Origin of the sequence: Amycolatopsis sp. DG1A-15b (genome assembly GCF_030285645.1) — a bacterium.
GTDB lineage: Bacteria > Actinomycetota > Actinomycetes > Mycobacteriales > Pseudonocardiaceae > Amycolatopsis.
The window spans coordinates 4,144,042-4,158,641 of the sequence record NZ_CP127296.1; the positions used below are offsets into that span (position 1 = coordinate 4,144,042).

A 14,600-nucleotide genomic window follows, 5' to 3' on the forward strand; every position below is an offset into this window, starting at 1 on the left:
CGGCCCCTTGCCGGTGAAAGGACTCCCTGTGCAAGTTCTGCTCCAGACCCTCGTCGGCGGGCTCAGCTTCGGTGCCGTCTACGCCCTCGTCGCAATGGGCTTCTCGATCGTCTACCGCACCATGGGCCTGGTGAACTTCGCCCACGGCCAGGTGGTCATGGTCGGGGCCTACGCGGCATCGACCTTCTACATGTCTTCACGGCTCCCGTTCATCCTCGCCATCGCCGTCGCCATGGTGGTCACCGGGCTCATCGCGCTGGTCATGGAGCGGGTGCTGCGCCCGCTGGAGAACAAGGACTTCGACCTCATGCTGATCGGCACGATCGGCTTCGGGGTGGTGCTCGAGGCGCTCGCCACCATCATCTGGGGCGCCACCGGACACGCCGTTCCCACGCCGGTGGACACCCAGCCGCTGGACCTGTTCGGCGTCCGCGTCCGCACCTACAACCTGGTGGTGCTCGGCATCGCCGCCGTCGCCACGGTATTGCTGTTGCTGTTCCTCCAGCGCACCAAGCGCGGGGCCGCGATGCAGGCGGTGGCCATGGACCACGAAGCCGCGACGGCCGTCGGCATCCACGTCGGGCGCAGCAACGCCATCGCGTTCGCGATCGGCGCCGGCCTGGCCGCCCTCGCCGGTGGCCTGGTCGGCCCCCTGCTGTACGTCAGCCCGACGCTAGGCGGCACCCTGGGCATCAAGGGGTTCGCCGCGGCCATCCTCGGCGGCTTCGGGAACATCGGGGGCGCCATCGCGGGCGGGCTCGTCATCGGCGTGCTCGACTCCTACGCGTCGGGGCAGTTCCAAGGCTATTCGGACCTGGTGGTGTTCCTCGCCTTCACGGTCATCATCATGATCCGGCCGACCGGGTTCTTCGGCGAACGGACGGTGAGCCGGGCATGACTTCCCTCCTGCGCACCAAACCGGTGGCGGTCAAGCTGATCGCGGCCGCCGCGATCGCCGTCGCCGCCTGGTTCCTGCCCTACGGCCTGGACACCTACGGCATCCACGTCGTCAACATCGCGGTGGTCTTCGCCCTGCTGGCCGTCGGCCTCGGCCTGGCCATGGGGGTCGCCGGGCAGATCAACCTCGCCCAGGTCGCGTTCTTCGGCATCGGCTCCTACGCCCTGGCGATCTTCACCACCAGCTCGGGACTCGGCTTCTGGGTCTCGGCCGCGCTCGCGATGCTCGCCACCGCGCTGGCCGGCCTGTTCGTCGGTATTCCCGCGCTGCGGGTCCAGTCGCACTACCTCGGCATCGTCACTCTCGGCCTCGCCCTGGCCTTCACCAACTGGGTCACCAACGCCCAGATCGCCGGCGGCGCGTCGGGCCTCAACGGGATCCCCGCTCCCCCGCTGTTCGGCATCGACCTGACCAACGAGTACCTGTACTACTACTTCGAACTGATCGTGTTCGGCATCGCGATCGCGTTCGCGCTCTTCCTCGTCCGCACCGCACTCGGCCGGCGGCTTCGGGCCATGCGCGACGACTCGCTCGCCGCGGGCGCGGTCGGCGCTCCCGTGCCGTTGCTGCGGATGACGGCGTTCCTGACCGCGAGCGTCTACGGCGGCGCGGCCGGGGTGCTCTACGCCGGGCTGATCCACTACATCGCGCCGGAGTCCTTCAGCGTGGCCAACATGTTCCTGCTGCTGGCGATGGTCATCATCGGCGGACGGCAGAGCATCGTCGGCTGCGTGATCGGCGCGATCGCGCTGGCGCTCGTGCGGGAGGCGCTGGCCGACTTCTCCGTCTACGCGCAGCTGGGCTACGGCGCCGTCGTGGTGCTGATGGTGGTGTTCGCCCCCACCGGCCTCGCCGGGCTCCCCCGGCGGCTCTGGTCGGCGATCCGGCGCGGGCGGCACCGGTCGGCGGGCGTGCTCACCGCGTTCCGCCCGTACGAACCGGCGCCGGGGAAATCGGCGTCCGGCGCGTTGGAGATCTCCGCCATCAGCAAGCAGTTCCGCGGTCTGCGCGCGCTCGACGGCGTCACGCTGTCGGTCGAGCCGGGCGAGATCCGCGGCATCGTCGGCCCCAACGGCTCCGGCAAGACCACGCTGTTCAACGTGATCAGCGGGATCTACACCGCCGGCGGGGGCACGGCGAGCTTCGACGGACGCCCGCTCGTCGGGCGGCGACCCCATCAGCTGTCCCGGCAGGGGATGTCGCGGACGTTCCAGAACCTGCGCCTGTTCGGCCAGATGACGGTCGAGGAGAACCTCCTGGTGGCCCTCGACCGCACGCCGATGCGCGCGGCGTGGCGGTACGTGGTGTGGCCGGTCGGGATCTGGCAGCACGAGCGCCGGCTCCGGCAGGCCGCGGCGGAGCTGCTCGACCGGTTCGGCCTCACGGACTTCGCCGAGGCCGCGCCGAAGTCCCTGCCTTACGGCATCCAGCGCCGCGTCGAACTGGCCCGGGCCATGGCGGCGGAACCCAGCCTGCTGCTCCTGGACGAACCCGCGGCCGGGCTCAACGGCCAGGAGGTGGGGCAGCTCCAGGAGATCGTGCGCTCCATCCGCGACAGCGGCGTGACGGTGGTGCTGATCGAACACAACATGGGCCTGGTGATGTCCCTGTGCGACCGGGTCACGGTGCTGGCGAGCGGCCGCGTGATCGCCGAAGGCACCCCGGCCGAGGTCGCGGTCCGGCCCGAGGTCATCGAGGCCTACCTCGGTGATTCGTTCAGCACGGCCGAGGTCGTGGAAGCCGTGGAGACGGAGGCGTTGCCGTGAACGTACAGACCCAAGGCGACCTGGTCGTGAAAGACCTCGCCGTGCACTACGGCGGGGTGCAGGCGGTCAGCTCGGTGTCGTTCACCGTCGGCGCCGGCCGGTGCCTGGGCATCATCGGGGCCAACGGCGCGGGGAAGACCTCGACGTTGAAGGCGCTGATGGGGCTGGTACCGCGCAAGGTCGGCACCCTGCGCCTCGGCGACCACGACCTCACCAAGGTCAAGCCGAAGGACGTCGTCCGCCACGGCATCGGCTACGTCCCGGAGGGCCGGCACGTGTTCGCCGGGCTGACCGTGGAGAAGAACCTGCTGCTCGGTGCCTACCTGCGTCCGTGGAACGGGAAGACGCGGGAGAAGCTCGAGGAGGTCTACGAGATGTTCCCGGTGCTGGGCGAGATGCAGCACCGGCTCGCCGGAGCGTTGTCGGGCGGACAGCAGCAGATGCTGGCCATCGGGCGCGCGCTGATGTCCGAACCGCGGCTGGTGCTGCTGGACGAGCCGTCGATGGGTCTGTCCCCGAAGCTGGTGGAGGAGATCCTCGGCACGCTGCAACGGCTGTCGGCAGCGGGGCTGGGGCTGTTGCTGGTGGAGCAGAACGCGAAGCTGACGTTCGAGGCCACCGAGACGTGCGTGGTGATGGAGAACGGGCGGATCGCGATGACCGGCAGTTCGGCGGATCTGGCGCACGATCCGCTGGTCCGGCAGATCTATCTCGGCCTCTGACAGCCGTGGACGAGACCCCCGGCCGGAATTCCCGGCCGGGGGTCTCGCCTTCCCAGGATCAGCGGCAGAACGGTGCCGCACCGGCGGCGGACTTGATGCCGTTGGCGATCAGCGTCTGGAAGTACGCCGCGCCGTCTGCGGTCGTCGTGTTGGTGAACGCCCAGCTTTCGTGGCCCAGCGTGGTCACCCACGACCGGCCGCCGTCGTAGTACTGGCACCACGCCACGGGGTGGTCGTCCCCGTGCCCGGGGTGCCCCATCGAGCCCTTCACGCCCTTCGCGAGTGTCGACTCGTCGACCTTGGCCAAGACTCGCACGTTGCTCGGGAAGGGAACCAGGTTGTACCACTCGTCGGTGAACGGCCACCGGTTCGGCAGGCCCTTCGTCGACACGTCGGTGCGGTCGGCCGTCTGCACCACCCCGGCCTGCGCGGGTCCGTGGTCGTAGTAGTTCGCCCCGCCCAGCAACCCCTCGTACCACGGCCAGTTGTACTCCGTACCGAAGGCGTTGTGGATGCCGACGAACCCACCGCCGCCCCGGATGTACTGCCGCAGTGACGTCTGGGCCGAGTCGTCCAGGGCGTCGCGAGTGGTGCTCATGAGGATGACCGCGTTGTACTTGAACAAGGTGCTCGGGCTGGCGAGCTGGGTGACGTCTTCGGTCCAGTCGACCGCGAACCCGTTCTTCTTCCCCAGCTCGATCAGCCCGTTCTGCGCGACGTTCGCCGCCGTCAGCGGCGGGTTCAGGCCCGGCCCGAGCGCCGGCCCCAGGTTCGCGTGCCGGGGGCCCGCGGTGCGCGAGTACACCAGGACCTTGATGCCCTTGCTCAGGTCGAAGTTGCCCCAGTTGTGGTAGCAGCGCGTGTCGAGGCCGCGGCACACACCGTAGTCGGGGTCGCCGAGCGCCTGGGCGCCCTGCTTGCCGCCGTCATGCGCCGAGGCGGGCATCCCGATCAGGGCGGCCGTGGTCAGCGCCGCGGTCACCGCGCTCCCGAGCATCGTCACCAACGTCGTTGATCTCTTCTTCATGGTGTTCCGACCTTTCTCCGGGCACGGCGGTGCCACGGGGCCTGCGGGGAGGGAGCCGGTTACAGCTCGAGCAACTGGCCGTCGGCGGCCACCGCCGCACCGGCGGCGGTGACTTCGGCCAGCTCCGGCGCGTCCGGCCGGAGAAGCGGGTTGGTGTTGTTGAGGTGGGTGAACAGGAAGCGCGTTCGCGGGCGGGCGTGGATCAGCGGGAGCTGGTCGCGCACGGCGAGGTGTCCCATGCCCGACGCCGGGCGCGCGGGCCCCATCTCGTCTTCGGTGAAGAACGTGCCGTCCACCGCGACGAGGTCGGCGTCGCCGATCGCCTTTTCGAACTCCGGGCTCCACGTGGCCAGGCCGGGTGCGTAGACGAAGGCGCGGCCGCCGGCGTCGAACCGGTACGCGCACACCGCCGCGCCGGGCGCCAGCCCACTCGCGTACCGAGGTCGCTTGGCGCCGAGCACGGTCGCCGTGACCCGGAGACCGCCGGCCAGTTCGATCGGTTCGCCGTCCCGGACGTCGTGCCGATGGGCGCGGGTGTAGGCGGACAGAACCGTGCGCAGGGGGAACGCCGTCGTCAGCGCCTCGTGCACCCACGCGGTGGCGTAGACGTCGAGGTCGGCGGCCTCGCGCAGGCCGAGCAGACCGAGGGTGTGGTCCAGTTCGGCGCTGGTGAGCAGGACTCCGCGCACCGGGGTGTCGCGCGTTCCGGCGGGCGGGCGCAGTTCGGGGGTGGCCGGCAGCTGCGCCCGCAGGTCCGGAGAGGCGTTGACGAGGTACCACGCGCTGCCGTCGCCGCTGACCGCCAGGCCGTCCTGCGTTCGCGACCTCCCGGTGGCGCGGGCCTCCTCGCACTCCGGGCAGCCGCAGTTCCACTGGGGCGAGCCACCGCCGGCCGCGGTGCCGAGGACGCGGATCTTCATCGCATCCGCCGGGGTACCGCGGGTTCCGGTACGAGCTCCGTGGTCCCCGCCAGGACGAGGTCGTGGTGCTCGGACAGGTCGCAGACGGGGTCGGTCACGGTCGCGTCGCCGGTCAGCTGGTAGGCCTGGCACCGGCAGCCGCCGAAGTCGATTTCCTTGAGCGCGCAGCCGCCGCAGGGCTCGGGCAGCCACTCGGTGCCGCGGAACTTCCGGAAGGCCGGGGATTCGTACCAGATGGCCGCGAGCGGGTCCGTGCGCACGGACGGGATTTCCAGTCCGGGCAGTGTCTCCGCGGCCAGGCAGGGCAGCACGTGCCCGTTGGGGGTGACGGTCAGCTGCCGGGCACCCCAGCCGTAGTTGCACGGCTTGGGGCGGGGGTCGTAGTAGTCGGCGGCGACGTGCACGACCTCGAAGCCGTACCGCTGCCGGACCTCGGCGACGTCCCGGGCCGCCTGGTCGACCTGCGCGCGCGTGGGCATGAGGGCGGCGCGATTGCGCAGCGCCCAGCCGTAGAACTGCGTGTGGGCGAGTTCGAGACGGTCGGCGCCCAGGCGATCGGCCAGCTCGGCGATCGCCGGGACGTGCTCGACGTTCGCGCGGTGCAGCACCACGTTGATGGTCAGCGGGAGCCCGGCCGCACGGACGGCCTCCGCGACGACGAGCTTGCGGTCGTGCGCGGCCCGGCCCGCCACCCGGTCCGCGGGAGCCGCTTCGGCGTCCTGCAGGGACAGCTGGAAGTGATCGAGACCGGCGTCGGCGAGCCCGGCGATCCTCGCCGCGGTCAGGGAGATCCCGCTGGTGACCAGGTTCGTGTACAGGCCGAGCCGGTTCGCGGCCGCGACCAGGGCGGCCAGATCGCGGCGGAGGCCCGGCTCGCCGCCGGACAGGTGCAGTTGCAGCACGCCGAGGGACCGGGCCTGGGCGAACACGTCGAGCCAGGCCGCGGTGTCCAGTTCGTCCTGGTAATCGGCGAGGTTGAGCGGGTTGGCGCAGTAGGTGCACTGCAGGGGACACCGGTAGGTCAGCTCGGCGAGCAGGCCGAGCGGAACCGGCGACCGCCGAGGTACCACCACTCCCGGCCGTGGCGGCGAAAACCGGGCAGGCCGGGCGTCCGGCGTCTCCCCCACCAAACCCCGCTGTTCGAGGTCGGCCAGCGTCCGGAGCACCGAACCGGCCTCGACGCCCGCGTACTCGGCGGCGAGGTCGTCGACGATATCCGCCACCGATCGCCGGGTGTCGCATCGGGACAGTACGGCCGCCGCGGTTTCGTTGAGCAGCAGCACACCTTCGGGGAACAGCAGCGCTGATCGGCCGCGGACCGCGTCGAATTCCAGCCGCACCCCGCGCCGCAGTCCCGGTCGGCTGCCGGCCGTCACGCTCATGAGCACCTCGCGTAGTCCACCGCGTCGAGCACCGCCCACAGCACGTCGCACTTGAATGACAGCGCCCGGATCGCGGCGTCCTGCTGCTCGGCGGTGACGCAGTGGTCGAGCACGAGGCGCAGGGTCAGCGCGCTGTCCTCCCGCGCCGCCGGGATCCGGCGTTCGAAGTAGGCGAAGCCCTCCGGCCGGATCCAGCCGTAGTGCTCCCGCCAGGCGTTGACGCGGTCGGTCATGTGCCCCGGCGAGAACATCTCGGTGAGCGCCGCCGCCACGCTCTCGGTCCACGGCTTCGTGCGGCAGAAGTGCAGGTACCCGTCGACGGCGAACCGCACCCCGGGCAGGACGTTCCGCTCGTCGAGGACTTCCGCCCTGCTCAGCCCGACCGCTTCCGCCAGGCCCAGCCACTGTTCCATGCCGCCCTCGCCGGCGTGCACGCCGTCGTGGAAGACGATCCGGTCCACCCAGGCGCGACGGACTTCCGGCAGCGGGCACGCCGCGATGACCGCGGCGTTCTTCTGCGCCAGGCACTTCTGGTAGTACCAGCGGTTGGCCACCCAGCGGCGCAGCTCCGCCGGCGAGCACCGGCCTTCGTGCAGCCGGAGGTGGAACGGGTGGTGAGCCCAGTAGCGCTTCTCGAGGCGGAGCAGGGCGTCGGTCAGCTCCGCCCGGCTCAGCGGGCCCGCCACGGCTCGCTCTCGCCGGCGTACGCGGTGACCTCCGGGCGAGTCTCGTAGCACTCGACCAGCGGATCCGACCACGGCGGAAGAACCCGCTCTTCGCTTTGCACCGCAACGGTTTCCAGAACAACGGACATGCCGGCACTCCTCTTCGAGCACGGATTATGGGTCCACGCAGCGGTCCTTCCGGTCCGTCTAGCGCTCCGCGACAGTACCCCGGTCTTCGCGCGGCGAACAAGAGGCGAATCCTCTTGTTCTGCACCCGAAGCAGTTCTAGACTCGCCCATCGAGCGGTCCGCGAGTACCACCAGATGGACCGGTTACTCGCTCGTCGCAGCGCGCTTTTCTCAACGAAGAGAGGGACCGACCGATGGATCGACGCAGATTCCTGACCGGCGCGACGGGGGCCGCGGTGGCGGGGACCGTGCTCGCCGCCCCGCCCACCGCCGCGGCGCCGGCCACGGTGGACACCCCGCGCCAGCCGGACGCGTTCGGCCGGCCGGGGCGGGACTTCACCAAGGTGGGCGGCGACCTCGGCAACCAGAACCACACGCCGCTGCGGCAGATCACCCGGCAGAACGTGCACCGCCTCGGCGGCGCGTGGCACGTCAACCTCGAAGGCGGGGACGCCTCCCGCGCCCAGCAGAGCACGATCGTCGCCCAGAACGGCGTCCTCTACGTCCAGACCACCCAGCAGAACGTCTTCGCCGTCGACGGCCGGACGGGCGCGGTGCGCTGGAAGACGAACCTCGGCACCGAAACGACCAACATGCGCGGGGTGGCCCTGGGCCAGGGCAAGGTGTTCTCCACCTCCGGCGCCAACATCCTCTACGCGCTCGACCAGAAGACCGGCGCCGTCGTCTGGAAGACCCCCCTGTTGACCGAGGACGCCTCGCAGGGCACGCCCGAGCCGTGCGATCCGGCGAACGGCCAGTGCGGTGGCAGCATCGGCAGCCTCGCCGGCGCGGTCGTCTACTCCGACGGGCTCATCTACGTGGGCATGCAGGGCAGCACCGCGGGCGCGCGCGGCCGGGCGTACGCGCTCGACGCCGCCACCGGGAAGATCGCCTGGACCTTCTGGGCCGTTCCCGGTCCGGGCGAGTTCGGCAACGACACCTGGGAAGGGGATTCCTGGAAGACCGGCGGCGCCGTGCCGTGGATCCACCCCGCGGTCGACCCCGAACTGGGCCTCGTCTACTGGACCTTCGGGAACCCGTACCCCCGCACCAACGGTTCCACGCGCGGCGGCGACAACCTCTTCGCGAACACGATCGTCGCGATCGACGCGAAGACCGGGAAGCGGCGCTGGCACTTCCAGTCCGTGCACCACGACATCTGGGACTACGACAACGTCATGGCGCCGGTGCTGATCGATCTGCGCATCGACGGCAGGCTGCGCAAGGTCGTGGTCTACGGCAGCAAGGTCGGCATGTACTACATCCTCGACCGCACCGACGGCAGGCCGATCCAGGGCGTGACCGAGCGACCGGTTCCGCAGGACCCGCGGCACAAGACGTCGCCGACCCAGCCCTTCCCCGAAGGGGACCCGTTCGTCCCGCAGGAGCCGCGACTGGACAACTCGACCCGCCCGGTGCCCTTCTACCCCACCGGCGGCCTGTTCGCGACGCACTGGGACCGCGCGACGATCATCTTCCCCGGCGCGGGCGGCGGTGCCGACTGGTCCCACGTTTCGTTCAACCCCGCGACCGGCTGGGTGTACGTCGGCTACGGGCTCATCAACTCGTCCTATTCGAACACCACCGGCGGCCGGGTCAACACCGCCCGCCCCTACGGCGAGTACTTCGCGGGCGGGATCGCCGCGGTCGACCCGCGCACCAACGAACTGGTGTGGCGCAAGGACAGCGAGTGGTCCCTGGCCCACGGCAACGGCATCCTGACCACCGACGGCGGCGTGATGTTCCAGGGCGGCCCGGACGGCAACCTCCTGGCCATGAACGACGCCGACGGCGGCGAGCTGTGGCGGTTCCAGTGCGGCGCCGGCGTCCACACCAGCCCGATCAGCTACGAGATCGACGGCGAGCAGTACCTCGCGGTCTTCGCGGGCGGCAACGGTCTCCCCTACCCCGACATCCCCAAGGGCGACCACCTCTGGGCGTTCAAGCTCGGCGGCAAGGTGACCCCGGCGCCCGCACCGGTCCCGCCGTCGAAGCGCAACCAGATCCGCGTCGCGGCGGTGACCGCCGCCGCGGCCAAGAACACGGTGACGCTCGGCCGGATCTGGGACGCGACCGCCGGCGCGCCCGGCGCGGTCGAGAACACGGTGGCCCAGACCGCGATGTCGCCGCAGCACCTGACGGTCCCGGTGGGCACGGAGATCACGTTCGTGAACCCGCAAGGCAACGCGTTCGCCCACGGCGCGGTGTCGTTCTTCGAGTACGAATTCGACAGCGGCACCCTGATGCCGGGGCAGTCCTTCAAGCACACCTTCACGAAGAAGGGCGAGTTCTTCTACAACGACCCGATCTTCCCGCAGAACACCGGGAAGATCGTCGTCACCTGAACGAGCCGCGTGCCGCGGGCACCCGGAGGCCGGACCACGGCACCAGCCGGGTCCACTCGCCGAGGACCTTCGCGAAGCCGTCATCGTCGGCGGGATCGAGAACGGCGACGTCGTCGACCGTGCCGTGGGTGCGGTGCAACCGCTTGATCGTCATCGGCGCCGTCGGACGTTCGTCGTGAGAACCGTTGTGCCCCACACGGCACCGTCACGAAGAAAACGTCGTTGCCGGTCTCGTCTTCGCCGCCGGGCACCACGAGGTGGGCATGGAGGTCCGGTTCGAGCCGCGCTTCGGCGCGGCCTCCGAACTGCTCGCACGCGGCCACCAGCTGCTCGATCCGGGTCAGCCGGTCGCGCGCGGCCCACCGGTCGAGCAAGATCAGCTCGTTTCCCCACGCCCGCACCATCCACCCGGCGGCCCCCTCGGGCAGTGGTCCGAGCCGGCCGTTGTGCAGGGCGCGCGTAACCTCGAGGGCCTGCCACGCGCGGGAAGTATCGGTCGCCGGATCCTTTCGAACGGGCAGCGTCCGGAGCGCCTCGGCCCGGCCGGCGGCGTCGGCGGCCAGTTCGTCGGCAACGGTCAGCCGCTGCGCCCTGGTCAGCCGGTTGAGCACGTCCGGCAGGTCGAGCAGCACCTCGGCGACATCGAAGAAGCTCCACTGCTCGTCGTGGCGATAGCCGCTTCCGGACAGGTCGATCTGCGGGACAGCGGAGTCAGGGCGGCGTGCATGATCGACGAGCGTGGCGATGCCGGCCTCGATGACCGGGTACGTGTCCAGCCACGGCGCGGCGTCTCACGCGCCTTCCGACACGTGGGTGAGGTACAGGGCCAGTTCGCCGTTGTCGAGGGTCGTGACCTTCGCGGTGTGATCGTTCTCCACCCCGGGCCAGGTCGCGAGCACGGTGAAGCGAGAACCGATCGCCGGCCGGCTGTGGGGTTCCAAAAGTCGGTCTCCGGCGCTGACCAGTGGTCTTACGCGGCTCGTTCGTAATCGTTGATCAGGCCTCCGGCGGGCTGGGTCGGCCGTGGTGGGCGAAGCTCGCGGGAACGGTGCGGCCGTCGACCGTTGTAGTGCCGGACATACTCGGCGAGCACGGCCCGCAGATGCCGCTCACTCAGGATCAACATACGGTCGGTGAGCTCGGTTCTGGCCGTGAGGACAAACCGCTCGGCGTAGCAGTTCGCCCGCGGGCAACGTGGCGGAATCCTGATCGTCTCGATGCCCAGTGTGAGGAGTAGGCCGGATCTCGAGCAACCGCGCGGCAGTTCCCAGCGTCCACGCCGGACCGGTCTCCGGCTGCTCGGAGCCGGCAGCTGCCGCGCGGTCGTGCCGCCACACGCTGTTCGCGGACTTCCGCGCCGGCCCGCACGCCCACCCGCTGAGCCACGTCCTGTAGTGCGCCACGTCGCGCGCATGATCCGCGTCGGTGGCCGCGGTGGACAGGGGTGCCGCGCTCACGGGATCGCCCAGCTCGAAGGCGCCCGTCAGAAGGTGAGCAGCACTTTCCCGGCATGGAGGCGTCGGCGGCCGTCGCGAACGCCTCCAGCGTCCGGTCGACCGGGAAGATGTGGGTGACGATCGGTCCGGCCGCCGGCGAACCGTCGGCGAGGGCGGTGATGACCTCGTCGATCTCGTCGTTGCACCGGAAGGAGCCCTGCAGGACCTAGACCGGGGTACGAGGCGTCTTCCGCGCCACCGGGTCCGAGCCACCGTTGCGGCGGACGACCGTTCCTCGCATGGCCAGGCCGAGACACAGCAGTGCCAGTCCCGCGACGAGCAGCAGGGCTCGGTGGTGCCCGAACGCGGCGGCGGCCGGCGCGAGCGGGACCGCGGCGACGGGCCACGGCCAGATCGCCCGCCAAGACCGGCTGCTGCCGCCGAGGACGAGGGCGGTTCCGGTCAGGAAGAGGGCGACGCCGGCGGCCAAGGCCCAGCCGCCCGCCGACGGCAGCGCTGCCCCGGGGTGCAGCACGAGCTCTTCGACGCCGACGCCGGCCATGACGACGCCCAGGGCGAGCGGCAGGTGGCCGTAGACGAACAGGTCGTGCCGTTCGTCGGCGGGCGTGCCGTCGTCCCGGGACTCGTCGTCGCGCCGGCGCAACGCGGCGGCCCCCACGGCGGCGGCCGTGTCGAAGTAGATCCACCACATCGCGGCGGCGATGACGAACCCGGCGACCCCGACCGCCACTGCGGACGGGCCCCACGCCGCGTCGTGCACGCCGATGGCCGCGCCGCCCACGGCTTCCCCGAGCACCAGGATCACGAAGAGCCCGAACCGTTCCGGGAGGTGTTCCATGTGCAGAGGGAGGTGGTTGTCGCGCCAGGTGGCGACGACCGGGCCGACGGCGTCGACGACGACTGCCGCGCCCCACAGCCAGTACCGCGCCGGTCCCCCGAAAGCCAGCGACACGGCCCACAGGGCCGAGCTCGCCGCGATGGTGGCGAGGTAGACGTCGATGGTGCCCCGCGCGTCGGGGACGTGCCGCCACGCTCGCGCGTAGAGCCCCAGCAGGATCACTCGGCCGGCGAGGAAGCACACCGCGAACGGCGTGGAGAACGACGAGGTCGCGGTCGCGGCGCTCGCCGCGCACCCGGCGATGGACAGGGTGGCGGCGAGCTTGGCGATGCGGAACAGGACGTCGTCGGTGTCGAACCGGTTGGCGTAGAGGGTGTACCCCACCCAGGACGTCCAGATGGCGATGAACAGGGCCACGAACGTGCCGACCCCGGACCACGTCAGGTGCTTGAGGAAGGCGACGGCGAGCTCGTTCACGACCAGGACGTAGGCGAGGTCGAAGAACAGCTCGAGGTTGCTCGCCGACGCTTCCTGCCCGGTGCGCAGTGCGGGCGGGCGGACCATCGGCTCGCGTTCGGTACCCACGCTCACGAGCATCTCCTGTCTTCGGTCCTGCGTCGGGTACCGGCTGTCCGGGGGGCCGCCCATTCCGGCACGATCGTCGGTGTGGTCAGGATCCGGCGGCCTCGGTCCGCCGGGTCCGGAACGCCGCGTACGCCAGCACCACGGCGCCGGCCATGGTGACCAGGTGCAGGATCACATCGGCCCAGTTGAGGTTGAACCGGTCGCCGGTGCCGAAGCTGAGCACCAGGACGCTGTACGCGCTGAACCCGGCGAACCCGACGGCGAGGGCGAGCGCGTAGATCGCGGTGCCGCTGACCTTGCGGGCGGCCACCACGCCGACCACGCCGACGAGGGTGTGCAAGGCGTTCAAGAGCGGGCTGACGCTGAAGATCAGCAGCGTGTACTGCGTCGCGTGGGTGCCGAACGGACCGGCGGACGTCGACCCGGCGTTGCCGGGCACGAAGAACCCGGCCACGCCGAGCACGAGGTAGACCACGCCGAGCACCAGGGCGGCGAGCCGCACGAGCCCGCTCCGGCGTCGTCGCCCGATGGAAGCCTGGTCGGTGCGGATGGGGGTGGGCATGGCGTTCTCCGTTCGCTGCCGGAGTGCGCGATTACCCGGGGACGACCGCCGGAAACGGCGAAGCGGCCGCACTCACGTCTTGCCGTGCCGATGTTTGAGGGGGCGGGTCGAGGGCATTCGCCCGGCAAGAGCCACCCCTGGCTCGGTCACACACCCCAGACCCCGGTGTCCGACGGCGAGTGCCACCCGGAGGTCCGGTGTTGCCTTCTCGAGCACGTCCGCGAAGGTCGCGCCGGCGGTTCTGATCTCCCGCTCGACTCGGGTCCCGGCACTCGGAGCCGCCGTCCTGCCGTCATCCGCCGACCGGCCGGTCGGTTCACCCGGCCGGTCACCGGACCACCGAAGGAGCCACCATGCCCACCGAACGCCAGGGCGACGACCCCCGCGACCGCGCCGCTGCGTACCCCACCAGCCAGGATTCCCCGCGACGGGAGCCGTCGGTGCGAAACCGGCTGACCGGCCGCACGGGTCCCGGGCAGCACCCGGACGACGCCCGGACCGACCTCGATCACCACGACCGGCTCGAGGCGGACACCGACCTCGGGCCTTCCCGCGGGGATGTCCTCCACCGGCAGAAGGACCGCTTCGGGGGCATCAAGTGGGGCTCGGCGTTCTTCGGCTGGCTGACCGCAATCGGCACCGCCGTCCTGCTCTTCGCCCTGCTCACCGCAATCGGCGGCCTGATCGGCCTGTCCCTCACCGACGACAGCGGGCAAGTGGCCGGGCAGGCCGCGCAGAATCCCGACATGACGCGGACCGCGGGGGTCGTCAGCGCCGTCGTCGCCGCGGCCGTCCTGCTGGTCGCGTACTACTGCGGCGGCTACGTCGCCGGACGCATGGCCCGGTTCAACGGCGTGAAGCAGGGCATCGCCGTGTGGGTCTGGACGATCGTCATCACCGTCGTCGTCGCGATCCTCGCCGCCATCGCCGGTGACCGGTTCGACGTCGTCAGCCGCGTCGGCGGGCTGCCGAAACTGCCGGTCAGCGACGACGCCGCGACCATCACGACGATCATCGGCGTGGCCGTGGCCCTCGTCGTCACCCTGATCGGAGCGATCCTCGGCGGTCTGGCCGGGATGCGGTTCCACCGCAAGGTCGACCGCGCCGACCTCGGCACCGACCGACCGTGAAGATCGCGACGGTGTCGGAGCACGCCGGTCCGCTGCCGGGCAGGCCCCCGCCGAC

The 14,600-nt window shown here is 70.9% G+C and carries 15 protein-coding genes and 1 pseudogene; 5 read left to right on the forward strand and 11 right to left on the reverse strand.

Annotated features, from left to right (window positions below):
- The first annotated feature begins 28 nt into the window (after positions 1 to 28).
- Genes QRY02_RS18875 through QRY02_RS18885 form a run of 3 tightly spaced genes read left to right on the forward strand, consistent with a single transcriptional unit; the run spans position 29 to position 3,446 of the window.
- A complete protein-coding gene (locus QRY02_RS18875; protein WP_285992846.1) occupies positions 29 to 898 on the forward strand; it encodes a branched-chain amino acid ABC transporter permease in 870 nt (289 codons plus the stop codon).
- Positions 895 to 2,724 carry a branched-chain amino acid ABC transporter ATP-binding protein/permease gene (locus tag QRY02_RS18880; RefSeq protein WP_285992847.1) on the forward strand — a complete coding sequence of 610 codons (1,830 nt, stop codon included), beginning with the start codon at positions 895 to 897 and terminating at the stop codon, positions 2,722 to 2,724. Before QRY02_RS18875 ends, QRY02_RS18880 begins: the two co-directional genes overlap by 4 nt.
- On the forward strand, positions 2,721 to 3,446 hold the full coding sequence (locus QRY02_RS18885; RefSeq protein WP_285992848.1) for an ABC transporter ATP-binding protein: 726 nt from the start codon (positions 2,721 to 2,723) through the stop codon (positions 3,444 to 3,446). Before QRY02_RS18880 ends, QRY02_RS18885 begins: the two co-directional genes overlap by 4 nt.
- Positions 3,447 to 3,504: 58 nt before the next feature.
- Here the strand turns inward: QRY02_RS18885 and QRY02_RS18890 are convergent, their stop codons facing one another.
- The 6 genes and pseudogenes from QRY02_RS18890 to QRY02_RS18910 all read right to left on the reverse strand — a co-directional run bounded on the left by QRY02_RS18890 (position 3,505) and on the right by QRY02_RS18910 (position 7,589).
- Positions 3,505 to 4,473: a ThuA domain-containing protein gene (locus tag QRY02_RS18890; protein WP_285992849.1), complete on the reverse strand. Its 969-nt coding sequence runs from the start codon at positions 4,471 to 4,473 to the stop codon at positions 3,505 to 3,507.
- 59 nt (positions 4,474 to 4,532) lie between these two features.
- Complete coding sequence (pqqB, locus tag QRY02_RS18895) at positions 4,533 to 5,393, reverse strand: pyrroloquinoline quinone biosynthesis protein PqqB (protein WP_285992850.1); 861 nt, start codon at positions 5,391 to 5,393, stop codon at positions 4,533 to 4,535.
- The gene (pqqE, locus tag QRY02_RS18900) at positions 5,390 to 6,463 is read right to left on the reverse strand and encodes a pyrroloquinoline quinone biosynthesis protein PqqE (protein WP_502874261.1); all 1,074 of its coding nucleotides are present in this window, start codon (positions 6,461 to 6,463) and stop codon (positions 5,390 to 5,392) included. Before pqqE ends, pqqB begins: the two co-directional genes overlap by 4 nt.
- 66 nt (positions 6,464 to 6,529) lie before the next feature.
- Positions 6,530 to 6,775 (reverse strand): annotated as a pseudogene (pqqD, locus tag QRY02_RS48880) (pyrroloquinoline quinone biosynthesis peptide chaperone PqqD); the annotation flags it as partial.
- The gene (gene pqqC, locus QRY02_RS18905) at positions 6,772 to 7,461 is read right to left on the reverse strand and encodes a pyrroloquinoline-quinone synthase PqqC (RefSeq protein ID WP_285992852.1); all 690 of its coding nucleotides are present in this window, start codon (positions 7,459 to 7,461) and stop codon (positions 6,772 to 6,774) included. The gene pqqC and the pseudogene pqqD, both read right to left, overlap by 4 nt.
- The gene (locus QRY02_RS18910; RefSeq protein ID WP_285992853.1) at positions 7,446 to 7,589 is read right to left on the reverse strand and encodes a hypothetical protein; all 144 of its coding nucleotides are present in this window, start codon (positions 7,587 to 7,589) and stop codon (positions 7,446 to 7,448) included. The genes pqqC and QRY02_RS18910 overlap by 16 nt, the downstream gene beginning before the upstream one ends.
- 233 nt (positions 7,590 to 7,822) lie before the next feature.
- On the opposite strand from QRY02_RS18910, the gene QRY02_RS18915 reads away from it, so the two are divergent.
- Entirely contained in the window at positions 7,823 to 9,973 is a 2,151-nt protein-coding gene (locus tag QRY02_RS18915) for an outer membrane protein assembly factor BamB family protein (RefSeq protein ID WP_285992854.1), read from the forward strand.
- A gap of 80 nt (positions 9,974 to 10,053) precedes the next feature.
- Here QRY02_RS18915 and QRY02_RS18920 read toward each other — a convergent pair whose 3' ends face one another.
- The 5 genes from QRY02_RS18920 to QRY02_RS18940 form a co-directional block, all read right to left on the reverse strand.
- A complete protein-coding gene (locus QRY02_RS18920; RefSeq protein WP_285992855.1) occupies positions 10,054 to 10,605 on the reverse strand; it encodes a hypothetical protein in 552 nt (183 codons plus the stop codon).
- A gap of 159 nt (positions 10,606 to 10,764) precedes the next feature.
- Positions 10,765 to 10,914 (reverse strand): hypothetical protein, encoded by a 150-nt coding sequence (locus QRY02_RS18925; protein ID WP_285992856.1) that lies wholly within the window; start codon positions 10,912 to 10,914, stop codon positions 10,765 to 10,767.
- A 29-nt stretch (positions 10,915 to 10,943) separates the two neighbouring features.
- The gene (locus QRY02_RS48885; protein ID WP_285992857.1) at positions 10,944 to 11,387 is read right to left on the reverse strand and encodes an integrase core domain-containing protein; all 444 of its coding nucleotides are present in this window, start codon (positions 11,385 to 11,387) and stop codon (positions 10,944 to 10,946) included.
- A 248-nt stretch (positions 11,388 to 11,635) separates the two neighbouring features.
- A complete protein-coding gene (locus tag QRY02_RS18935) occupies positions 11,636 to 12,859 on the reverse strand; it encodes a low temperature requirement protein A (protein WP_285992858.1) in 1,224 nt (407 codons plus the stop codon).
- A 79-nt stretch (positions 12,860 to 12,938) separates the two neighbouring features.
- Positions 12,939 to 13,415 carry a DUF4383 domain-containing protein gene (locus QRY02_RS18940; RefSeq protein ID WP_285992859.1) on the reverse strand — a complete coding sequence of 159 codons (477 nt, stop codon included), beginning with the start codon at positions 13,413 to 13,415 and terminating at the stop codon, positions 12,939 to 12,941.
- Between the two features lie 353 nt (positions 13,416 to 13,768).
- On the opposite strand from QRY02_RS18940, the gene QRY02_RS18945 reads away from it, so the two are divergent.
- The gene (locus QRY02_RS18945) at positions 13,769 to 14,545 is read left to right on the forward strand and encodes a hypothetical protein (protein ID WP_285992860.1); all 777 of its coding nucleotides are present in this window, start codon (positions 13,769 to 13,771) and stop codon (positions 14,543 to 14,545) included.
- Positions 14,546 to 14,600: the final 55 nt, after the last annotated feature.